This is a genomic window from Marinobacter sp. 1-3A, from assembly GCF_016597775.1.
GTDB classification, from domain to species: domain Bacteria; phylum Pseudomonadota; class Gammaproteobacteria; order Pseudomonadales; family Oleiphilaceae; genus Marinobacter; species Marinobacter xiaoshiensis.
The window spans coordinates 13,811-35,316 of record NZ_VCGZ01000017.1; the positions used below are offsets into that span (position 1 = coordinate 13,811).

At 52.1% G+C, this 21,506-nt stretch carries 18 protein-coding genes; 8 read left to right on the forward strand and 10 right to left on the reverse strand.

Translation table 11 applies throughout. The features are described 5' to 3' along the window. Positions 1-8 precede the first annotated feature (8 nt). Positions 9-1,418 (forward strand): MipA/OmpV family protein, encoded by a 1,410-nt coding sequence (locus FE848_RS17920; protein WP_200205226.1) that lies wholly within the window; start codon positions 9-11, stop codon positions 1,416-1,418. A gap of 32 nt (positions 1,419-1,450) precedes the next feature. Here FE848_RS17920 and FE848_RS17925 read toward each other — a convergent pair whose 3' ends face one another. Genes FE848_RS17925 through FE848_RS17935 form a run of 3 tightly spaced genes read right to left on the reverse strand, consistent with a single transcriptional unit; the run spans position 1,451 to position 4,459 of the window. After that, on the reverse strand, positions 1,451-2,917 hold the full coding sequence (locus tag FE848_RS17925) for a PhnE/PtxC family ABC transporter permease (RefSeq protein WP_200205227.1): 1,467 nt from the start codon (positions 2,915-2,917) through the stop codon (positions 1,451-1,453). Positions 2,918-2,933: 16 nt separating this feature from the next. Next, positions 2,934-3,584 (reverse strand): phosphonate ABC transporter ATP-binding protein, encoded by a 651-nt coding sequence (locus tag FE848_RS17930; protein ID WP_200205228.1) that lies wholly within the window; start codon positions 3,582-3,584, stop codon positions 2,934-2,936. Continuing rightward, entirely contained in the window at positions 3,584-4,459 is an 876-nt protein-coding gene (locus FE848_RS17935; RefSeq protein WP_200205229.1) for a putative selenate ABC transporter substrate-binding protein, read from the reverse strand. Before FE848_RS17935 ends, FE848_RS17930 begins: the two co-directional genes overlap by 1 nt. A 195-nt stretch (positions 4,460-4,654) precedes the next feature. Here FE848_RS17935 and senB point away from each other — a divergent pair, with 195 nt between their 5' ends. Beyond that, positions 4,655-5,659: a selenoneine biosynthesis selenosugar synthase SenB gene (gene senB, locus FE848_RS17940; protein ID WP_200205230.1), complete on the forward strand. Its 1,005-nt coding sequence runs from the start codon at positions 4,655-4,657 to the stop codon at positions 5,657-5,659. Here the strand turns inward: senB and selD are convergent. From selD to FE848_RS17960, 4 genes are all read right to left on the reverse strand, one after another. After that, positions 5,643-7,919 (reverse strand): selenide, water dikinase SelD, encoded by a 2,277-nt coding sequence (gene selD / locus FE848_RS17945; protein WP_200205231.1) that lies wholly within the window; start codon positions 7,917-7,919, stop codon positions 5,643-5,645. The genes senB and selD overlap by 17 nt on opposite strands. Continuing rightward, positions 7,919-8,572: a helix-hairpin-helix domain-containing protein gene (locus FE848_RS17950; RefSeq protein WP_200205232.1), complete on the reverse strand. Its 654-nt coding sequence runs from the start codon at positions 8,570-8,572 to the stop codon at positions 7,919-7,921. Before FE848_RS17950 ends, selD begins: the two co-directional genes overlap by 1 nt. A 37-nt stretch (positions 8,573-8,609) precedes the next feature. Continuing rightward, positions 8,610-9,008, reverse strand: coding sequence for a hypothetical protein (locus FE848_RS17955; protein WP_200205233.1), 399 nt, complete (start codon positions 9,006-9,008; stop codon positions 8,610-8,612). Positions 9,009-9,124: 116 nt separating this feature from the next. Then, on the reverse strand, positions 9,125-10,645 hold the full coding sequence (locus tag FE848_RS17960; RefSeq protein WP_200205234.1) for a bifunctional GNAT family N-acetyltransferase/carbon-nitrogen hydrolase family protein: 1,521 nt from the start codon (positions 10,643-10,645) through the stop codon (positions 9,125-9,127). Between the two features lie 114 nt (positions 10,646-10,759). Between FE848_RS17960 and FE848_RS17965 the strand changes: the two genes are divergently transcribed. Continuing rightward, positions 10,760-12,646, forward strand: a complete 1,887-nt coding sequence (locus tag FE848_RS17965; protein WP_200205235.1) for a methyl-accepting chemotaxis protein — start codon at positions 10,760-10,762, stop codon at positions 12,644-12,646. A gap of 7 nt (positions 12,647-12,653) precedes the next feature. On the opposite strand, the gene FE848_RS17970 is transcribed toward FE848_RS17965, so the two are convergent. Continuing rightward, positions 12,654-13,556: a hypothetical protein gene (locus tag FE848_RS17970; protein ID WP_227715449.1), complete on the reverse strand. Its 903-nt coding sequence runs from the start codon at positions 13,554-13,556 to the stop codon at positions 12,654-12,656. A gap of 256 nt (positions 13,557-13,812) precedes the next feature. Here FE848_RS17970 and FE848_RS17975 point away from each other — a divergent pair, with 256 nt between their 5' ends. Further along, positions 13,813-14,367 carry a DUF4442 domain-containing protein gene (locus FE848_RS17975; protein ID WP_200205236.1) on the forward strand — a complete coding sequence of 185 codons (555 nt, stop codon included), beginning with the start codon at positions 13,813-13,815 and terminating at the stop codon, positions 14,365-14,367. 21 nt (positions 14,368-14,388) lie between these two features. Here FE848_RS17975 and recQ read toward each other — a convergent pair whose 3' ends face one another. After that, positions 14,389-16,257: a DNA helicase RecQ gene (gene recQ / locus FE848_RS17980; RefSeq protein WP_200205237.1), complete on the reverse strand. Its 1,869-nt coding sequence runs from the start codon at positions 16,255-16,257 to the stop codon at positions 14,389-14,391. A gap of 188 nt (positions 16,258-16,445) precedes the next feature. On the opposite strand from recQ, the gene FE848_RS17985 reads away from it, so the two are divergent. Both FE848_RS17985 and FE848_RS17990 read left to right on the forward strand, forming a co-directional pair. Then, complete coding sequence (locus tag FE848_RS17985; protein WP_200205238.1) at positions 16,446-17,639, forward strand: 1-acyl-sn-glycerol-3-phosphate acyltransferase; 1,194 nt, start codon at positions 16,446-16,448, stop codon at positions 17,637-17,639. 39 nt (positions 17,640-17,678) lie between these two features. After that, positions 17,679-18,338, forward strand: coding sequence for an alpha/beta hydrolase (locus tag FE848_RS17990; protein WP_200205239.1), 660 nt, complete (start codon positions 17,679-17,681; stop codon positions 18,336-18,338). Between the two features lie 43 nt (positions 18,339-18,381). Here the strand turns inward: FE848_RS17990 and FE848_RS17995 are convergent, their stop codons facing one another. Beyond that, positions 18,382-19,794, reverse strand: coding sequence for a TrkH family potassium uptake protein (locus FE848_RS17995; protein ID WP_200205240.1), 1,413 nt, complete (start codon positions 19,792-19,794; stop codon positions 18,382-18,384). Between the two features lie 241 nt (positions 19,795-20,035). Between FE848_RS17995 and FE848_RS18000 the strand changes: the two genes are divergently transcribed. Continuing rightward, complete coding sequence (locus FE848_RS18000) at positions 20,036-20,611, forward strand: ACP phosphodiesterase (RefSeq protein WP_200205241.1); 576 nt, start codon at positions 20,036-20,038, stop codon at positions 20,609-20,611. Next, entirely contained in the window at positions 20,608-21,231 is a 624-nt protein-coding gene (locus FE848_RS18005) for an ATP-dependent zinc protease (protein WP_200205242.1), read from the forward strand. The genes FE848_RS18000 and FE848_RS18005 overlap by 4 nt, the downstream gene beginning before the upstream one ends. Positions 21,232-21,506: the final 275 nt, after the last annotated feature.

The window sequence follows — 21,506 nt, forward strand, 5'->3', positions numbered from 1 at the left end:
AATACAAGATGCAACGTGGATTTACCAGGCTTAGTGTTTGTCTGAGCCTCTCTTTGATCATGGGTGATGCTTATGCCAGCCTGCCCGACACCAGAACCTCTGTTATCGAAGTGCCGGCTGGCACCGTTGGCCTTGGGGCAGCCCTGCGCAGGGGAACCAGCCCTTACACTGGTGTGGATAACATTTCTGGCATGGACAAAGACAGCAAGGCAGACCTTATCCCACTCTATCTTTATGAAGGTAAATGGTTATTCGCCCATGGCACCTCTGCAGGAGCGCATCTTTTCAAATCAGACTGGTTGAGTGTAGATATGCTCGCCAAATATCGATTCAATCAGCTCGAATCAGATGCCACCTCTTATTTTAACGGTATCAACGAAAGGGATCAGACCGTAGATATGGGCTTTTCAGCCACGGTTTCCGGCGACTGGGGTTCACTTTCAACAACCTGGGCAAACGACATACTTGGTGTTCACAATGGCTATGAGTGGGATTTCACTTACGCTTATGGCATGGAGATCGGGCGCTGGTCTTTCACCCCATTTTTCAGCTACGTATACCAGGACAGCGATCTTACAGACTATTATTACGGCGTTGATGCCGAAGAGGCCAGGGCCGACAGACCTGTTTATAAGCCAGATTCTGCAGCGTTCTGGCGTGCCGGTGTTAACACTTCGTACCGGGCAACATCCCGCTTGCTGTTATTTACAAACGTTGCCTCTCAACATGTAGATAGTGAAATCTATAACAGCCCCCTGGTGGACGAGTCCCAGCTTGTTTCCGCCTCTTTCGGATTTGCCTACCTGTTCGGAAATGCACTGGATGACTCAACCAAGCAGTCTGGCTCAGAGCGCGCTGGAGAGTGGTCGTGGCGGCTAAATGCCGGCTACCAGGCAGAGGGCCCTTTTACGCGAACAATGACAGGCAGGCTCAAGCGCAGCGAGGATGTTCACGCGTATATGGCCGGCTTAACTCTCGGAAAGCTGATTTCAGATGGCAAATACGTCGACTACTGGGGCAGGTTGTCCCTTAACCGGCGTTTTGAAAACGGATACCAGGATGACTTTGGTGAATACAACGCTTACGTGATGGCCATGACCCCGGCTAACCCGCCATGGTCATCTAAGGAGTGGTTTCGTTTAGGTATTGGCTTTGGCTTTTCTTACGCCGCAAAAGTTCCGTATGTAGAGCAGGTCAAACAAGCGGAGCGGGAGCGAAACACCTCTCACTTTCTCAACTACCTTGAAGGGCAAATTGATGTGCCACTGCGCCTGATGACTGAAAACAAAGCCGTTAGGAACTGTTACGTGGGCATTTCCTTGCTACACCGCTCGGGTATCTTTGCTAAATCTGACATTCTGGGCAGTGTCTCTGGCGGTTCCGACATGGTGTCTGGCCACATAGAGTGTAAGCGGTAAACGGGTAGGCCCTGAGTATTCAGCACCGAGACTTAGCAGGTTGGCATGGTTTTGAGGGCCAGCTTGCGACGAATATAGCGCCCAAGCGTATCAACACCTATGTTCAGCAGGGCTGTGATCAGGATTAGCACCATGGCACGGTCAAACCGGATATTCTGTATGGCGCTGTCTACATAGAACCCAAGGGTGTAGATGCCGAGAATCCCCAGAATGGCTGTCTCCCGCATGATAATTTCCCAGCGATAAAACAAAAATGCCAGAAATGAGCGATAAACGCGGGGTACCAACTCCCACCCATATCGGTTAATTCCGTTTGGCGCGTCGGGGCGAAGTTTGATTGTGTTGGTTTGTCGGCCTATCAGGTGCCCTATGATACCGCCGTTGTGCAAGGCCAGGGCTACCACTGCGGGCAACATCGACGGCCCCCAGAGTTGGAGGAGAATATAAGCCAGAATGTATTCCGGCGTAGAGCGCGCTATTACCAATGCAACATGGCCAGCATTGCGCCTTATGGGCCCGCCAAAGTGGTTGGAAATTAACGGGAATGCCAGCAGCGATATAATCCCTGTGGCCACCAGCGCAATCTGGGTAAGCACAATGGTGTTCCAGATGCCCGGCATAGCCTCGTTAATCATCAGGTCGTTCAGCCAGGGCGCAAGGCCAGCAAGACCCTCTCCATTACGCAATGGCGCGGGAACTATGTCTTCAGTAAAAAAGCGTTGCACGTTACCCCACACAATGGGCAAGCCTTCGCCAAGAAAGAAGGGAGCGCCGAGAATATACACGGGCAGCAGCTTTGGACGCACCCAAAGGGGCATTGTGGCAATCAACACGTAAAACAGGATCAGCATGGCGCCGGCGTCTGAATACAGCCCTTGGGAGAACGATGCCTCCAGGTAAAAGCCGAGTGTTGGCAAACCAACAAAGCCCAGGATGGCGCTGGAGCGCAAGCCGCACTCAAGGCGGTACGCGGTATAGGTCCGCATTTTCACCCAGCAGTCTGGAATGCGGGTGTAGAGAAATGCCGAGATGATTCCTGTGCCTGGTGGCAACGCCCGACCGGGCTCCGGATCGGCTTCTTCGAGAATTTCCGAGTACACCTTGGCAAAAATGCCCGCGTAAGGGATGGCAATTGCCAGTACCCCGGTTAGGGGATGAAAGCCAAAGAATTGAAGGAAAATCAGCGCCCAGAACAGCTCGTGTATTGCGCGAACAAATGCACAAAACATGCGCACGGGCAGGGATCGGTAAGCCAGAGCGAGAAGGAATCCCGCTACTCCCCCAAGCGCAACGCCTACGAACGCGAACGCAACCGTTCTAAGCAGGGCGGTCATCAGGCCTTCACTGCTGAAAAAGTTGGGCGTTACGATTCCAAGGAAGAAATTGCCCAGATCTCGCCAGGGATTGGATGCTGTGATGGCAATATCGGCAAACAGAAGCCCGACCAAGGCAATGGCAAGGAAAATAAAACTGGTACGAACCGTTGGGGAAGAGAACATGGAACGGCCGAGTTACCTAGTAAAGAGACATGATGTCTGAAGCCACAAGGTTTGCGCTTGGTTCATCGAGGGCGATTTGGCCATCCTGAATGCCCACTATTCTGGTGCAGTAATCCAGCGCCAGATCAACGTCGTGCAGCGCAATAATACTGGTAGAAAACCGATCCCGAAGTAGCGTCATTACCGTATTTGCCATGGGCCCATCGAGCGCTGAAACAGGCTCATCAGCTAGCAGAATGGATGCCTTGCGGTATAAAGCGCGGGCAATCGCAACACGTTGTCTTTGCCCGCCTGACAGTGACGCCGTGGGTGTCCAGAACTTTTCCGTCATTCCAAGTGACTGAAGAAGGGTGGTCACCTCAGCGCGGTCCTTGGCAAAGGGGCGTGCCAGTGTAATCGTGTTATACCAGGTTGAGTGCTTGTCCAGTTGCCCCATGTATACGTTATGGAATACTGACAAAGCACTCACCAAACCCAGCTCTTGGGGGATAAGCGACGACTCCCGATTGACACGTTCGTGCATCAAACGGATGAGTGTGGATTTACCAGCGCCGCTTTTACCCACGAGCGCGATTTTTTCGCCCGGGTTAACCTGCAGCGAAAGCGGGCCTATAACCCGCTTGCCGCTGAATGAAGCCGTAAGGCCAGAGAAAGCGAAGCCTGACATCAATCGAGGATTCCAATCTCTTCAGCTGTTTTACGAATCGGCTCATAGTCGTCGTTAGAGGCGGGAATAAAACCTGAGCGTGGGAAGCTTTCCAGCAGTTCAGGGTTATCGAGGTTCAACAGTGCTTCAGTAACGCGCTGCTTGAAGCCTTCGCCAAAACGCTCATCTACATCACCGCGAATAGTCCACTGGTAATCGGGGTAGGCGGGGGTTTTCCAGATAACCTGAACGGCATCCGTATCAATGTTCCCGTCACTCAACTCTTTCTCCCAAACCTGGAAGTTGAGCGCTCCAATATCGTAGGTTCCGGCTTCAACCAAACGCAGAGTGCGTGTGTGATTACCGCTGAAGCCAACGCGCGAGAAGAAATCCTCAGGCTTGGTACCAAAGGTGTCGCGCACATAGAACTCTGGCATCAGGCGACCAGACGTTGAACCTTTGGATCCGAAGGTGAAGGTTTTGCCCTTCATTGGAGCTTCCAGATCGCTGAGTTTCTCAGTCGGCTTAATTGCAGTGGTGGTATTGGCAATAAAATAGGTTTCGAAAGCTTCGTCTTCAACACCTTGAGCGATTGCCTCAGAACCTGGAACCAACCTGCGGGCCTGCACGCCGGAAAGGCCACCAAACCAGGCGAGCTGAACCTGGTTGTTACGGAATGCAGAAACCGCTGCAGCATAGGATTTCACTGGAATGTAACGTACATCAACATCCAGTTGCTCGGAGAGGTAATCTGCCACTCCACGAAAACGCTCTACCAGTTTGGTTTCGTCCTCATCAGGGATCGCTGTAAATACAAATGTTTCCGCCGATGCGGTTACGGCGGTGACGCAGAACAAGCTGGATACCACTAACTTCCGTATAAGATTCAAAGCCATTTGAAATCCTTGATCGGTTATGTGACTGATATAGTACAGGTGAAGGATACTCTGATTGCCGCAAAGCCTGAACAGCTATACGGTTTACGGGTTTAATCAGGTCATATATCCGGGCACTATTCTCCGGAAATAGCTTGTAAGTCTACCAAAGTTTCACCCGGGCTCTGAAAGGGGGCCCTTATACCAAAGATGCTTATGGATATTATCATCATTACGCCTGCCGCTCCTGGCTCCAAAGCTGGAAACAGGGCAACCGCTGAGCGCTGGCAGGCGTTGCTGGAACAATCAGGGCATCAAGTGTGCGTTATCACGGAATACAAGGGTGAAGCCTGTGATTTATTTCTCGCGCTGCATGCCTGGCGAAGCCACGATGCCATTCGTTTGTTTCGTGAATCCTGGCCGGGTAAACCTTTGGTCGTCGCTCTCACGGGAACAGACATCTATCGGCACCAGTATAAATACCCTGAGCAAACTCTTTATTCCATGCAGGTGGCTGACGCGCTGATTGGATTGCATGCTCAAGTGGGGGACGATATTCCCGAAAGATTCCGGGACAAACTGGTCACGCTTTTCCAGTCAGCTGACAAGCCACCTGAGGCGCCGGGAGCGGCTGCTTCTGCGACGTCAGACTTCAATGTGTGTGTTATCGGCCACCTCAGGTCTGAAAAGGACTCACTGCGAGCAGCCAAGGCGGCAAGGTTGATGCCCACAGCTTCCCGAATTCGTGTGATGTGTGCAGGCAAGGCACACGACGCTCACTGGGAAGGCCTTGCGACCCGGGAAGCCGATGAGAACCCACGATTCCACTGGCTTGGTGAGCTTGAGAAAGCCGATGTTTTGCAGCTGATGGCCACTAGCCAGTTGTTGGTAATAAGCTCCGTCATGGAGGGTGGCGCTAATGTGGTCTCAGAGGCCTGCCGTGCCGGCTTACCGGTAGTAGCCTCCGATATTTCCGGTAATATCGGGTTGCTTGGTAAGGATTATGGCGGGTACTACCCGGTAGGCGATACGTCTGCGCTGGCTACTGTGCTCACGCGGGCTGAGACGGATTCAGCATTTTTGGTTCAGTTACGAGAGCAGGTGAGCCAGCTGGCTGGCAAGTTCACACCAGAAAAAGAGCAGGAATCCCTGGAGCAGGCGCTTTTACTTGCCGTGCAGCGCTGTTCCAGGATCAACCCTGAGTTCATTCCTTTAAGGTAATTGGCTCGATTGATCCACTTTCATCTTGTGGAGTAACCCGACCGATAATGGCTGTGTGCGGATAGCCCAGGGCTTTCAGCTCTCGAACACACTCTTCTGCCTTATCAGCCGCAATACTCGCCAACAAGCCGCCCGCAGTCTGCGGATCAAAAATCAGCGGATAGCGTGGGTGATTCACCCATTTTTCCTGATCCCGAATACCACGACGCAAGCGTATGTTGGCCGGTTGAAGAGAGCTGAGAATGCCTGCTGCAGCTGTTTCTTCCGCTCCGGGCAGGATGGGTATCGCAGATAGGTCCAGCTCTGCATCCACACTCGAAGGCCGTGTCATTTCAACCAAGTGACCCAACAATCCGAAACCGGTCACATCGGTACAGGCTTTTGAACCTGAACGACGCAGGCAGTCTGCCGCCGCCTTGTTGGACTGCACCATGGAGGCGAGGGCCGAATCTATCCATCGTCCTTTGGCCGCCAAGCGGGCGTGAGCGGCGAATAGCGTTCCAGTGCCAATCGGCTTGGTGAGAATGAGTACATCACCAGCTCGCAAGCCGCCTTTACTCATCACTTCATCGGGATCTATCAAGCCATTAACTGCAAAACCCAGAGCAAGCTCCTGGCCTTCACCAGTATGACCACCCACCAAAGCACAACCGGCTTCATTCAACACATCTACGGCGCCAGACATCATCTGGAAAACAACGTCCTCCACTTTGGATTCAATACCATAAGGCACCGTAGCCACAGCGGTGGCACTCTGGGCTTCAGCGCCCATAGCAAATACATCGCCCAAGGCATGGTTGGCTGCAACGCGGCCAAATGTGTAAGGGTCGTCAATAAATGCTCTGAAAAAGTCGACGGTATGCACCACCGCTTTTCCTGGCGGGACTCTCAGCACGGCTGCGTCATCGGGCGCATGCAGGCCGATAATAATATCGTCCCGATCAATGGGCCGAAGCTCACCCAGTGCACGGGAAAGCACCGTACTGCCAACTTTGGCACCGCACCCACCGCAGCGCATAGCAACTGCAGAGATGGCCTGGGATGCCTCCTTAGGATTCTGGGCTGCAGCTGTATCGGGCAGGGCGCCAGATTCTTCCATGGCAGGAAGATCGGTGAATTTTTCCATGAATCGGCGGTCGATCCAGTCTTTCCAGCGCCACACCAGGGCGCCATCGAACTGCATATCACCACGGGAAGCTACCGCATACTTGTCGCCGGTGCTGATCAACGCCAACCATTTTTTCTGGGGATGGAAATCTTTGGGGGCCTTGCCCAATGCCATGCGTTTAAGGTTGTCCGCCAGAGCGGGGCCTTGACGCACAGCAAACACCCCCGCTTTCTCGCGGGGATGGTTAACCACGTTAGCGATATCGCCGGCGGCAAAAATGCTGTCGTCGTTCTCAACCTGCAAGGTGTCTCGCACTCGCAGGAACAGGCCGTCGTCCAGCGCCAGGCCGGTTTCTTGAAGCCAGGCTGGTCCGCCTGCTCTGGTCACCCAAAGAACTTCATCGGCCTGCTGGGTTTCGCCAGAGGCAGTGCGCAACAACCTGTTGCTGACCTTTTCTACCGGGGACCCAAGGTGGAGTTTTACGCCACGATCAGAGAGTGTCTTTCGGAAAATCTCACGAACTTTGGCGTTATGGGTCGGAAGAATTTCCTTGGCTGCATCAAACAGATGAAAGTGCAGCTGATCAGAATCCCGTCCACGTTTTTCCAGTTCGTTCTTGAGCCGGTATTGCATGGCGAGAGTGAGTTCTACGCCTCCTGCACCTGCGCCTACAACACCAACGGTTAAGGGCCCTTGGTGATTCTCGATACGGGAGAGCAGGGCAAGCCATCGATTATTAAATCCGGTGATAGGTTTTACAGGCACTGCAAATTCAGAAGCGCCTTCAACCTCATTCACTCTGGGAGAAGAGCCTATATTGATCGAGAGTATGTCGTAAGGCACATCCGGACGGCCTTTGCAGATCACACGCTTGCGATTGCGATCTATGCCTATGGCTTCGGAGCGATAAAAACGTGCGCCAGCAAATTCTGCCAACCGGCTCAGGTCGATGTGCACATCATCGTAGCTGTAATGCCCAGCCACATAACCTGGCAGCATTCCGGAGTAGGGGGTGTGAGTATCACGGCAAATAAGAGTCAAGCGCACGCCGGGAACGGGTTTCATTGCAAACCGTTTGAGTACCCCGACGTGGCTGTGCCCGCCGCCAATCAGAACTATGTCCCGTAATACAGGCTGGTCAGGCGTTCGCATCAGTTAATTTTCTTGGCTTCGGCCGCCAGTTGGTCGAACCCCTTGATGCTGGAGAAAGCCTTCAGCTTATCCGTATCATCTGCCGATGGATTGGCAATCTGGTCGATGGAGGTTATGCCAGCCTCTTTCATCTTTTTGGCCGTTGCAGGCCCAATACCTTTAACCAAGGTAAGATCGCTTCTGTCAGCGGCTTTCGCTACTTTCGCTGCAGGAGCTTTTTTTACTGCGGGCTTTTTGGCTGCGGCTTTTTTAGGTGCTGCTTTTTTGGCAGCAGGCGCTTTGGCTTTGCTTTCTTTCTTGGGTGCGGTGCTTTTCGCAGGGGCCTTCTTAAGCTGTTTTTTGCTTTCTTTTTCAGCCTTGCGAATGTCTTCTTTCGAGGCAACGCCCAAACGCTCGAGAATGCTGGACTGCAGTTCGTGGAACTCTTCCAGCCGGCGTTCAAACTCATCAGTGAAACGCTTCATTTCACGCTCACGAAGCTCGTCCACTTCTTTCAGTAGCTTACGCACCGGATCCTGAACCTGGTGTTGCAGGGAATCGAAGTGCTTCATCGCATCGTTGATCAGCGTTTCTATCTGGGCAGATGTCTTCTCAAATTCCTTGTTGACCTTCTTTACGATTTTATCAACGCTCGATTTGGCATTTTTCGCCATGGTATTCACTCCTTGAGGCGGGTAGAACGGATAATAATCAGGCCATATGCCGCATGTTCGACATGGAACCTGAGGAACGTCGTGATTTCAACGACTGCTTTTTGGAAAGCACCTCTCTGATACGGCGTAACTTTTCTTCAAGAGTGGTGTCACCGTCAGACTTTAAATCGGAAAAATCGATTGAGTAGAAAAAGTTGCTGCAGTGTTTTCTGCGTTCGGTAATAAGTCCAGGCACGTTCTCCGCCCGAATTTTATCAAACGGCATATCCATAACCAGATCAAGCGTGACTGTATCGCCGGGGTTGAACATCTTGTCCGTCTTCATAACGCAACCGTAAGAGTCCAGTTCAAATAGCGCAGCTTCAACCCGTTCCTTGCGGAACAAGCCGTGCCGGATTGTGAATTGGGCGACCAGATCGGGCAACGCTTCGTTCATGAATACCAAGTCTCTACAGAAGCTGTTTGAATACTGATTAAACAATAGACACTGATAGCAAGATTTGCAACGCCATCAGTGTCATACGATAAACCTTTAATACTGTTCTTCAACACCTATCGGGTGATAATTTCATACATGTCAATTCTGCGGTCTTTAAGGTTGGTAACAGAGCCTTCGTTACGCACCAATGTGAGTTTTTCGAGATCCATGTCCGAGAACATAATCATCTCGGTATTTGGCGTGGTCTCTGCCATCACTGCATCGTGAGGGAAGGCAAAGTCAGAAGGTGAAAACACCGACGATTGCGCGTACTGCACATCAAGGTTTTCCACTTTCGGCAAGTTACCAACACTGCCAGTGATCACCACATAGCACTCGTTTTCGATAGCCCTGGCCTGGGCGCAGTGGCGAACCCTCAAATAGCCGTTCTTGGTATCTGTCCAGAATGGCACGCAGATTATGTCTACTTCTTTCATTGCTGCAATTCGCCCGAGTTCGGGAAACTCGATGTCATAACAGATAAGAATCGCAACACGGCCGGAGTCTGTGTCGAAAACTTCAAACTTGTTGCCACCTTCAACCACCCAATCACGGCGCTCGTGTGGGGTAATGTGGATCTTCCGCTGTTCGTCTACACGACCATCCCGATGGCATAGATAGGACACGTTATAGACCCGGTCGTTCTCCAACAAAGGCATGGAACCGGTGATGATATTGATGTTGTAGCTCACCGCCATCTCTGACATACGATCCCGGAACTGCTGCGTGAAACCGGCGAGGAAACGTATGGCTCGGGTTTGATCTACTTGATCGGTCAGACCCATCAGAGGCGCGTTGAAAAACTCCGGGAAGAGTGCAAAGTCACTCTTGTAATCGGAGAGTGCATCCACAAAGTACTCAACCTGCTCCAGCACTTCCTCAACTGAACCAAACTCTCGCATCTGCCACTGAACGGCACCCATACGAACCTGGGTTTTCTTTTCGTTCAACACAGAGGAGGGCGGGGTATAGAGAATGTTCCGCCACTCGAGCAAGGTTGCATACCCCAGAGACTTTTCATCCTCTGGCAGGTATTTGTGCATCAGCCGGGTTACCTGAAAATCGTTGGAAAGCTGGAAGCTCAAAATCGGATCGTAGATGTCTTTGCGGTCAACGCGATCAATGTACTCGGCCGGAGTGTACTGCTCGGAATACTTGTGATAGCCGGGTATACGCCCGCCCGCAAGAATGGCACGCAAGTTGATTGAACGGCATAGTTCCTTGCGAGCTTCGTACAGCCGGCGCCCAAGCCGATACCCGCGATATTCCGGATGGATAAACACATCCAGCCCGTAAAGTGAGTCGCCCTTCGGGTTATGCCGGATCTGCTCATTGCTCAGAATCAGGTCATCATAGGTATGAGGGTTGCTGAATCGCTCATATTTGACAGAAACCGTAAGAGCAACGGCCACAAGCTCGCCATGATCTTCAATACAGATCTGCCCGTCGGGGAATTGCTCAACCAACGCCTTTATGGTGTCTTTGGGCCAAGCCCCACCAATATCGTCGTAGACCCGATCCATGAGTACCTGAAGCTGTTCATAATCATCAAGCTTCAGGTTGCGGAGGTTTAGATGCAGCTCTTCATGGGCCATTCAGTGGGGCTCCTGTACGGCGTGGAAATGAATTTACGAAACAAGTTTATCAGAAGGCATTAAAGAGTTCGCACAGACGGCCGTTAATCAGTGAAACAAAATAGGGAGCGCGCCGTGCATCTTACATTTGGTCAAAAGCTACTCGTCACTTTCAGCATTCTACTCTTGCTGGTTATGGCCGCCTTCACAATTTCCGGCAACCTCCGTTTGCAAAACACGTCGCAAACCTATGTGGATTCATTAATCGAAAACACTGCAGAGCAGAATACGTCAAGCATTGCTGAATGGCTCAACACCCGGCTTATAATGACCGAATCAACGGCTAAAGCTCTCGAGTCAGTGGCAGACGATAAGCAAGCACATACGTTGCTGCAGGCAATTTCAACAGGCGGCAATTTCAAGGATGTGTACGTGGGCCGTGTTGACGGGTACATGTTGATGAAAAGCCAGGCCGATACTGACACTCTACCTGAGGGCTATGATCCTCGCACCCGCCCCTGGTACAAAAGAGCCATGGAGCTTGGCCGCTCATCCTTTACTACTCCATACCTGGATGCTGCAACCGGCGAAATTATTATCTCTACATTTGCCCCGGTGAAGCGTGGGACGCATCAAGGTGTTGTGGGTGCGGATATTACCCTTAACGCCATTGAGCGCATGCTGTCTGTGATCAATCTGGCAGGCACTGGTTATGCTGCGCTGATCAGCAATGACGGCACGGTGCTGTACCACCCAACCCGGCGCCTGATAGGTAAAAATATCAGCTCGCTACTTGGTGAGGCTCCAAAGCTGAAAGAAGGCTTGCACAGCTTTAAGCAGGAAAGTGCTGACTGGAGCGCCAGCTTTCATGCTATCAGCGATGCCCGCGGTGTTGACTGGTATTTGGGTACCTTCGTTAACCAGGACAAAATAAGCGCCCCTGTTCGAAGCGCCATGATAACCGGCGTGATAATGGCTGTTGTTGGGCTTCTGGTATCACTTGTTGTACTGCATTTGGGAATTCGTACCCTGATGGCTCCGATTCGCAGGTTGAATGCAGCCATGGCAGACATAGGCTCAAACGATGCAGATCTCACCCAGCGTTTAGACGACAGCGCCCGCGACGAGTTCGGCCAGTTGGCTGCAAGCTTTAACCAGTTTGTCGGTAAAATTCATCAGGTGGTTCGTGAAGTGCAGCAGGGTAGCAGTGAACTGGCTACCAACGTAACGGCGCTCAGAAGCACGGCCAAGACCAGCCGCAGCAGCGTTGAAAATCAACAAACCGAAATCGATATGGTGGCGGCCGCGATTAACCAGATGTCCGCAGCAGCCCATGAAATTGCACAAAACGCCCAGCAAACGGCAGACGCAGCTAACACAGCGGATGACGACAGCAGGGCATCGCTGGAAACCATGTCTGCATCACGAGATGCGGTGCAGCAGCTGTCTCGCGAAGTAAGCACAGCTGCAAAAGTCATCGATTCACTAGGTCGCGATGTTGCCTCTATCACAACGGTGCTGGAAGTTATTCAAGGCATTGCTGAACAGACCAACCTGTTGGCACTGAACGCAGCCATTGAAGCTGCGCGGGCCGGAGATGCTGGTCGCGGTTTTGCCGTGGTTGCAGACGAAGTAAGAAACCTTGCGCGGCGCACCCAAACCAGCACTGAAGAAATAAACGATATGATCGAGCGGCTCCAGACCGGTGCCAATGACGCGGTAGATGTAATGAACGCATCAACAGCGGTATCTAACGTAAGCATGGAAAAAGCGCAGGATGCCATGGATTCCCTGAACCGCATCACTAGCGCCATTACCGCTATCAGCCAGATGACATCTCAGATTGCCACTGCCTCAGAAGAGCAAACCTCGGTTACGGAAGAGCTGAATTCGTCGATTACCCGCATTGCGGATCAAGGCCAGGAAGCCGCTGCCGCTGCCAGTGAGAATGACGTTTACAGTGGACAAATAGAACAGATTGGCCACACCCTTGATGGCAACGTATCCCGTTTCCGGGTTTGATTGGGGCTTAGTCGCGAAGTAGCTCAATCCGCCAGCGCAGGTTGTTCAGCGTATCGCGGCCAATGCTTCCTGATTCTTCACTCAGGAAGGGGTTGTCCAAAACGATGATGGTGCGTTTATCCAGGTTAAGGTTAGCAACCGCCGCACCATAATACTGCTCAAGAAACACGCCAAAACTGCCGTCCCGAATGGCGCGCTCCATTCCGAGCTGCAAACGGTGCGCTGTTACCTGGTCTTCAGGGCCTACAAACAGGTAAGAGGGCATTGGATAGGCCAGCACCAGGTTGGGCTCTATCGTCATCTCGGGGTCATTTTCCATTTGCAGGTCGTTAATCACCTCACTGACACCCCTGGCAAAGCAATCGAAACGGTGTTTTCTTAACATTCCAAAGAGAATTTCGTAACGGGAATGGGTAATAACTGGAATCTCGTTGTTTCTGAGTATTGGAGTGTCTGGCCAGTGATCCCCTTGGCCAATTCGCACGCCCCTCTCACGAAGATCGTCTAGGGAGTGAATACCCTCAAACAGTGAGAGACTTTCTGGCATAACCACGCACACGCGAAAACCAAGCAACCCTCCGTCTACAGGAACCGGCACAGGGGTCAAAAACTGCTCCCGCTCTGCTGATGTGGCCACGTTTGCAATATCCACCATACGGGTTCCGCCTCGACCCAGCTCGCGCAGTGCTCGCCCTTGGCTAAGCTCCTGGCTCCGGATAATGCGGAACTCCCCATACTCGGGTGTTTTTTCCAATGCCAGAGTAACCAGTGCATAGATAGCAGGGCTATCGTAATTCCGGTACCAAAGGACATACTCTTGTACAGGGTTGTGTGCGGGGTTTGCATGAGCAAAGCAACTCGACACAAGCGCACAAAGGAGTGTGAGGGAGAGCCTGGTGGCAGCAAACATTTTGGTGCCTGCTTGGTCACAGGTTAAACGGGGTTGGGCATATCGCACTATCCGAATCCTTGTGAAATGTTCCGAATCCGTTCCAGCTCGCATAGGCCAGCTGTTTTGACGTTATGACTAAGATTACGGGTAATCAAACTTTAGATCAGAATTCTCCGGAGAGCCGGCAAATCTCTCCAGAAATATGTAAAAGAGTGTTGCGATGTGTGTCCGGCATTGTAATCATCCGCCTCAATACAACTTACGGAGCACAATGATGGCCTTAATAGACAATATTATCGGGGCGACCGGTCAATGGATTTCAACCATAGACCCCAAGGCAACCCTGGCGCAACCCGTCGAGTGGCTGAAGAAAACCGGCGGCTACGCCGCCGTTAACCGCCTTATAGGCTTGTCGATTCCGTTCGCGCCCCGAAACCGGTTCAGCGTTGAAGAGGTTCGCCCGGGTTACGTGCGAGCGCGCATACAGCTCAAAGGTAACAAGAACCACTTTGGCAGCCTGTACGCAGGGGCTTACTTTCTTGTGGCGGAAATTCCGGGTGGGGTACTCACCTTGTTTGATCTTGGCCCCGCCTACACACCAATCCTGAAGGAAATGACGCTGCAATTTTTGCTGCCCGCCAATTCGGATGTGACTGTCGAGTTTGAATTGTCACCGGAAGAGGTTGCGGGCATTCTTGCTGACGCTGACGCTACTGGTCGGGCGAAATTCAGCCTCACCGGAGAACTGCGGGATATGGACGGCAACCACGTTGCTACGTCCATCGCCCAGTATCGGGTTCGCAAAAAAGGCTTCAAGCCCGCGGCATAAGGAGAAGCCTGAGGTTGTTCCTCAGGCTGGATCCAGCTTGGCAATGGCGGCGAGGAATATCTCGCCGTATTTCTCCAGTTTTGCGGCTCCCACACCGCTCACGCCGGCTAGCTCATCAAGCGTTTGAGGCTTGCGTTCCAGCATGTCGAAAAGAGTGGTGTCGTGGAAAATAACGTAAGGCGGCACGCCTTGTTTGTCCGCAAGCTCCTTGCGGCACGCCCTTAACGCCTCCCAGCCCACGTGATCTGTAACCTGATCTTTAACCGGGCTTCCAGTTCTTCCACCTGAAGAGCGGCCTGAAGACTTTTTAACGACGGGGTCTTTGCGCAATTCGACCTTGTGCTCGCCTTTCAGTAGTGGACGGCATTCTTCAGTGAGCTGCAACGCGCCATAGCCATCGGGATCTGTTCTCAAGTAGCCGTTAGCCACCAATTGACGGAACACCGACTTCCACTCGCTAGCGGAAAATTCTGCACCAATGCCATAGGTTGATACCTGATGGTGTCCCAATTGCAGCACGCGCTCATTTTCTGAACCCCGTAACACATCAATCAGGTGGGTAACACCAAAACGCTGACCCGTACGGAACACACAAGAGAGTGCTTTTTGCACCGCCACCGTGCCATCCCAGGTCTCAGGCGGGTTCAGGCAGGTGTCACAGTTACCGCAAGGCGCATCCAGTGCATCGCCAAAATAGTTCAGCAAAACTTGTCGGCGACATTTGGTTACTTCACACAGCCCGAGCATAGCGTCCAGCTTTTGCCGTTCAATACGCTTGAAATGATCGTTGCCCTGGGAGGCTTCCAGCATCTGCCGCAGTTTGATCACGTCCTGAAGGCGATACACCATCCAGGCGGTAGAAGGCTTGCCATCACGGCCCGCACGGCCGGTTTCCTGGTAATAGGCTTCCAGGCTTCTGGGTAAGTCGAGGTGTGCTACAAAGCGCACATCCGGTTTATCAATGCCCATGCCGAAGGCGATGGTGGCCACAATAATCACACCATCTTCCCGGAGGAAACGCTCCTGATTACGTGCCCGATCGTTGGCCGGAAGCCCCGCATGGTAGGGCAGTGCGGTGTAACCTTTCTGGGCTAGCATCTTCGCAGTGGCATCCACTTTGTTGCGGGATAAGCAATAAACTATGCCACAGTCGACTTCATGTTCTGCTTTAATAAAATCAAGCAACTGCTTGTTTGCGTTAATCTTAGGCGCTATTCGATACTGAATATTAGGGCGATCAAAACCGCTAATGAAGTGCCGCGCCTCGGTGAGGGACAGGCGCTCCGCGATCTCTTTGCGGGTGCGTTCATCGGCCGTGGCCGTTAACGCAATCCTGGGGATGTTTGGGAATTCGTTAGCGAGCACCGCCAACTGCAGATAATCCGAGCGGAAGTCATGCCCCCACTGGGAAACGCAGTGGGCCTCGTCGATAGCAAATAACGAAATGGACGCATCGTGCAGTAGTTGCAGAGTACGGGGCTGTATGAGCCTCTCAGGTGCACAATAAAGAAGATCAAGCTCACCGGTGCCAAGTGCGTACTCGGTAGCGCGCGCCTGCTCGAAATCCATTGTGGAATTGAGAAAGGCCGCTTTCACTCCCAGTTCACGCAGTGCAGCAACCTGATCTTGCATCAAGGCGATCAGTGGCGAGATAACTATCGCCGTACCGGAGCGAACAAGCGCAGGCACCTGATAACAAAGAGATTTACCGCCGCCGGTGGGCATAAGCACCAAGGCATCGCCACCAGACACCACCTCATGGATGATATCTCCTTGCAGAGGGCGGAAGGATTCGTACCCGAACACTTCGTGCAATACCTGTTCGGGGCTTCTGCCAGAAGTTGTGGGCCTCTCGGCAGAAAGCTGTTCAAAGTCCTGGTCGGGATACATAGAATAACCGGTCAATCGCGAGGCTGGAGTGAAATCAGGTAGCGGATCATACCAGATTCACCGCAAGGAATGGCCGGACAAGCCGTGTTTTTGGGAAGCAAACCCACGGGAAAACCGATACAATACCGCGGTTTTAAGCCTAGGTTTAACAGCTCAAGATAATCGATACACACAACAACAGGGCAGCCATGCAGGAATTTGACGCCATCCGTCCCTATTCGGACGAAGAAACCGGCCCGGCGATTCAACGGTTGGTTAACGACCATGAGTTTTTGGATATGGTCGGGCGCTTCAAGTCGCCCTTACTTGCACGCTGGGCCCCGGCACCTTTGCGATTTTTTACGCGACGCTGGCTTTCCAGCCGATTTGGACACTTCACAAAGGTAGATGATCTGCAGGCTGGGCTTTCTGGCTATATCGGTGAACTGATTGAAAGCACAACGGCCCGTGTAACCACCAGCGGCCTGGAGAATTTGAGCAAGCAGGGCGCCTATCTTTTCATATCCAACCACAGGGATATTGTTTTTGATCCCATGGTGGTGAACTACCTGTTGTTCCATAACGACTTGCGTACCACTCGGATCGCCATTGGTGACAATCTGCTCGCAAACCGTGTATTTGCTGAGATGATGCGGCTTAACAAGAGCTTTATTGTGCGCCGTGACATGACCAGCCCGAGGGAAATGCGTGACGCATATATCACCCTCTCTGGATTTATCAACTACAGCGTTGCCAGTAACGAGAATATCTGGATTGCCCAGCGAGAAGGGCGCGCTAAAGACGGTCGTGATTTTACCGACCCGGCAATCATCAAGATGTTTTACATGAGTTGTAAAAAGAGCGGGTTGAGCTTTGCAGAAGCCATGAACAAGCTCCGCATTGTTCCGGTGTCCATATCCTACGAATACGATCCTTGCGACGCTGATAAAGCCCGCGAACTGGAAACAAAAGCCCGCAGTGGTAGCTACAAAAAAGCAGAAGGTGAAGATACCGAGCAAATCATGAAAGGGCTGACCCAGTTCAAGGGCCATGTGCACGTCCATTTTGGCGCCCCCATTCTTGATGCGCCCGAGAACGCCAAAGAACTTGCTGCAGTGATCGACACAGAGGTGCACGCAAATTATCGCCTGCACGCCTCTAACCTGATCGCCTACGAGATACGCGGCCAGAATGCTGAGGGCGCTTACAGCCTGGATGTTGTTCGAGAGTCAGTGGTAACCGCCGAAAACTGGTCAGAAGCCGAGATTCAAACCGCGCGCGCGGAAATAGAAAGAAGACTCGAAGCTTGTGATCCGGCAATTCGACCCTATCTATTGGATATGTATGCTAATCCGGTTCAAAGCGCACTGGATGCAAACGCCAGGTTAAACGCACCGGAATAATCCGGACAACAATCTCCCTTTCAGAAAACGAGGTACTGCGTGCAGGATCTTCAATATATTGAGCTGGAAACCCGAGCCAATCCCACCGCTGCTGTTATCTGGCTGCATGGCCTTGGCGCAAGCGGGCATGATTTCGAACCGGTAGTGCCAGAGTTGGGTTTGCCAGACGATGCAGCGGTACGTTTTATCTTCCCCCACGCGCCCAATCTGCCGGTCACCATCAATGGCGGAATGTCCATGCCAGCCTGGTATGACATCAAAGCGATGGATATTGACCGAATTGTAGATACCGACCAATTGATGGCATCGGCCCGCGCCGTGGGCAAGTTGGTTGATCGGGAAATTGAACGCGGTATTCCTTCCGAGAACATCGTTATTGCAGGGTTTTCACAGGGTGGGGCGGTTGCTTATGAGCTTGGCCTGACATACCCGAAACGTCTGGCAGGCATTCTGGCACTTTCCACCTACTTCGCCACAGCGAAAACGGTAAAGCCTTCCAAAGCAAACGCCGGTATTCCAATCAATATTTATCACGGAACCTTTGACCCAATGGTTCAGGAATCGCTTGGTGTGCGTAGTGTGGAGGCACTCAAGGAAATGGGCTACGAGCCGGCGTACATGACCTTCCCTATGGAGCACAGTGTGTGCCTTGAGGAAATTCAGGAGATCGGGCGCTTCATTCACAAGCACGCCCTCTAAAAACCATTAAAACGTGCCGGCATTCAGGTTCAGAGATAAAAGGTTAGCTGCGCCAGAATGCCGGTGAGAGCACAATCACCACACTAAGAATTTCCAATCGTCCCATTAACATGCCAACCGCCAGAATCCATTTGGCGGCATCCGGTAATGGGCCAAAGTTCCCCGCAGGACCGATGATGTCCCCCAACCCAGGGCCTACGTTGGTGAGTGCCGTCAATGCACCTGACAACGACGTGATAAAGTCGAGCTGCATGGCTGCCAGAGATACTGTGATCAAAAGCAGGCACAACAGAAAGATAAACGTATAGGCGATCATAGACGCGATAATGTCATCACTGACGGCCCGCCCATTGTAGTTACGGGAGAGTACCGCCCGTGGGTGCAGCAAACGGATTAACTGCTCACGAAGCACAATCAGAGAAAGCTGAAAGCGGAAAATTTTCATGCCGCCTGACGTTGAGCCGGAACAGCCGCCAATAAACATCAGGAAGAAAAACAATACGAACGCCAGTGGCCCCCAGGCGGAATAGTCTTCAGAGGCATAACCGGTTGTCGTCACCACCGAGGTCACGTTAAACAAGGTTGCTATGTAATTATGAACCGGGTCAAAAGGCACCGGTGAAACCGCCCACCTGTATAGGGTGAGAAGCGCCGGCACAACCAGTAATATGGTGAGAAACAATCTCACCTGTTGGTCTTTGAATAACACTCCGCGCTGACCATGCATCTCTCTGACAAAAAGAAAGAATGGCAGGCTCCCAATCATCATGAAAAACGAGGCTTCCACAAGGATCAGATCGTTGAACTTACCCATGCTCATATCCGACGTGGAGAAACCCCCGGTCGCAATACTGGTTAAGCCATGGTTAAACGCGTCGAACAGTGACATTCCGGATAGCCAGTATGTAACAACTGCGATTGTTGAGAACACGAGGTAAACAAAGAGCAGCCCACGGCTCAGGGTTTTCATTCTTGGAAGCGCTTTGTCTGTCCATTCTGAAGACTCGGTGGCAAACAGGCGCATGCCACCTACACGCAGGAATGGAAGCACGGCTACGAACATGCCGATTATCCCTATGCCGCCAATCCACTGCAGAATCGAGCGCCAGAGAAGCAGGTCTTTATCCATGGTGTCCAGGCCACTGAATACCGTAGCGCCTGTAGTTGTGATGCCTGAAGCACCTTCAAAAAACGCATCTGCAGCAGAAATGCCGTCATCGCTAAGGTAGAAGGGAAGTGCAGAGAGCAGGGCTATAATGAACCAGGACGACACGGTAAGCACGAACATATACCGTGGTTTCAGATCGCGGGGCTGCCGGTAAGTAGTGGCAATGCCGAACAGCCCTATGCCGAAAACGATGGCCGCGGACTCCACAAACGACGCTGCATTCGGCGCATCCGAGCCCAGCATCAAAAACACAGGCAGCGTCATGAATATGCTTAGCAGCACAAACATGAGACTTACAATAAAAATAACAGGGTAGAGGTTTCTCAATGGATGCCCGAGCTAGCTGAACCGAGAGAGGGCGTCAGAATACCTCCGGGGGCGCTCAACCGCAAGAAAACTCACGGTTTGCAGCAGGATTACCCAAGTATTAAAACACCGTCAGCAAAGGGCTTTTTAGCATTCCTGGTGTGGAAATGCCGGGCAGTTTGTTGCAGTCTGAATCACACAGCTCTGGAACCGGGGAACAACATTGAACCACCTTGCGCATCTTTTTCTTGCCCCCGACTCGCCTGAAGCGCGGGTGGGTAGCATGCTTGGGGATTTCGCCCGCGGTGTCGACGTAGCAGCACTCCCATCTTCTGTAAGGTTAGGGGTTCGACATCACCTGGCGGTAGACAGCTTTACCGATAAACACCCCGACGTACTAGCCAGCAAGCGGCTTTTTTCTGCCCAGCGCCGCAGGTTTTCCGGGATCGCGCTGGATATCCTCTATGACCACTTTCTCTTACAGCATTGGAGCGAGTTCACTAATGCTGATCAGAACACCTTTATCAGTAACGTTTATGCAGAGCTGCAGAATAACGAAAACCTCATGTCGCCGGATATGACCAAAACCGTCCGACATCTTGTTTCCCACGACTGGTTTGGCTCCTATCGGGATCTAGATAACATCGGTTACGCCCTGGACAGGGTGGCCGCACGCATACGCTTTCAAAATTCATTTGCCGGAATCATTGACGAAATACGGCCTTTGCATTCAGAGCTAGAGGATTATTTCCTATCTTTTTTCCCGGATTTACAATCATTTGCTGGAGGAATTGAATGAGGTTTCTGATCCCTTTAGGTCTTGCTACCGCGCTTATTATTCCCGCCACAGCTTTCGCCGAGAAAGCAGACAAAAGCGTCGTACCTGTTCCCGAAACACTCGGCTTTGTGGAGTGGGTGGTGATGAACGATACCGGCCTGAGGCTAAAAGCCCGGCTGGATACAGGTGCAAAGACTTCCTCACTCCACGCTGTGAATGTGGAAGAGTTCAAGCAAGACGATCAGAAATGGGTGAGATTCCAGATTCCTCTGGCCGACCATAAAGATCACCCCATAACAGATGACAGCACGATAGATCACGAAGAGGTGATTCTTGAGCTGGAGCGACCTGTAGAGCGCACAGTGCTTATAAAGCGAAAAGGAGCCCCATCCCAACGACGTTATGTTGTGATGCTGGATTTTTGCATTGCAGGCACCAACCACAAAACCCAGTTCTCCCTCACCGACAGGGGAAATTTTTCTTACCCGGTTTTGCTTGGTCGCAGATTTATGAAGGATGACAATATCCTGATCGATTCTGCTGACAGCTTTATTGCCAAAAAAGACTGTGCGTACATGAATCTGGAGGAGCTTGCAGACAAGCAACAGGCGAACATTGTTAAGGCAGATGGAGCGAGTTAATTCTGCACATACCCACAGCAAACAGATGCCGTGGGTATGTGCGAGTGGAGCTAAGGATGCATGGGCGCTTGAGCCTACCTCCTATACATAGAAGTCCAGTTCTTCCTGGGCTTTCAGCAAATCCCGCATTTTGATGGGGTCATCACCATAAAAGGGGTATACGGATTTAATGGTTGATGGGGCACCTTCACCCCATCAATCTGATACCACCCTCAGATGGTTGATAGATCGACTCCGTAGTTGAGTTCCTCTGCGAAGTCCGGCAGTCCGTAACC

Bases quoted from the DNA above. Each gene is read 5' to 3' on its own strand.
- FE848_RS17935 (WP_200205229.1), bottom strand. From the start codon at position 4,459: ATGGCTTTGAATCTTATACGGAAGTTAGTGGTATCCAGCTTGTTCTGC.
- selD (WP_200205231.1), bottom strand. From the start codon at position 7,919: ATGCGAACGCCTGACCAGCCTGTATTACGGGACATAGTTCTGATTGGC.
- FE848_RS17985 (WP_200205238.1), top strand. From the start codon at position 16,446: ATGCAGGAATTTGACGCCATCCGTCCCTATTCGGACGAAGAAACCGGC.
- senB (WP_200205230.1), top strand. From the start codon at position 4,655: ATGGATATTATCATCATTACGCCTGCCGCTCCTGGCTCCAAAGCTGGA.
- FE848_RS17925 (WP_200205227.1), bottom strand. From the start codon at position 2,917: ATGTTCTCTTCCCCAACGGTTCGTACCAGTTTTATTTTCCTTGCCATT.
- FE848_RS17930 (WP_200205228.1), bottom strand. From the start codon at position 3,584: ATGTCAGGCTTCGCTTTCTCTGGCCTTACGGCTTCATTCAGCGGCAAG.
- FE848_RS18005 (WP_200205242.1), top strand. From the start codon at position 20,608: ATGAGGTTTCTGATCCCTTTAGGTCTTGCTACCGCGCTTATTATTCCC.
- FE848_RS17950 (WP_200205232.1), bottom strand. From the start codon at position 8,572: ATGGCGAAAAATGCCAAATCGAGCGTTGATAAAATCGTAAAGAAGGTC.
- FE848_RS17960 (WP_200205234.1), bottom strand. From the start codon at position 10,645: ATGGCCCATGAAGAGCTGCATCTAAACCTCCGCAACCTGAAGCTTGAT.
- FE848_RS17955 (WP_200205233.1), bottom strand. From the start codon at position 9,008: ATGAACGAAGCGTTGCCCGATCTGGTCGCCCAATTCACAATCCGGCAC.
- FE848_RS17970 (WP_227715449.1), bottom strand. From the start codon at position 13,556: ATGTTTGCTGCCACCAGGCTCTCCCTCACACTCCTTTGTGCGCTTGTG.
- FE848_RS17995 (WP_200205240.1), bottom strand. From the start codon at position 19,794: ATGTTTGTGCTGCTAAGCATATTCATGACGCTGCCTGTGTTTTTGATG.
- FE848_RS17975 (WP_200205236.1), top strand. From the start codon at position 13,813: ATGGCCTTAATAGACAATATTATCGGGGCGACCGGTCAATGGATTTCA.
- FE848_RS17920 (WP_200205226.1), top strand. From the start codon at position 9: ATGCAACGTGGATTTACCAGGCTTAGTGTTTGTCTGAGCCTCTCTTTG.
- recQ (WP_200205237.1), bottom strand. From the start codon at position 16,257: ATGTATCCCGACCAGGACTTTGAACAGCTTTCTGCCGAGAGGCCCACA.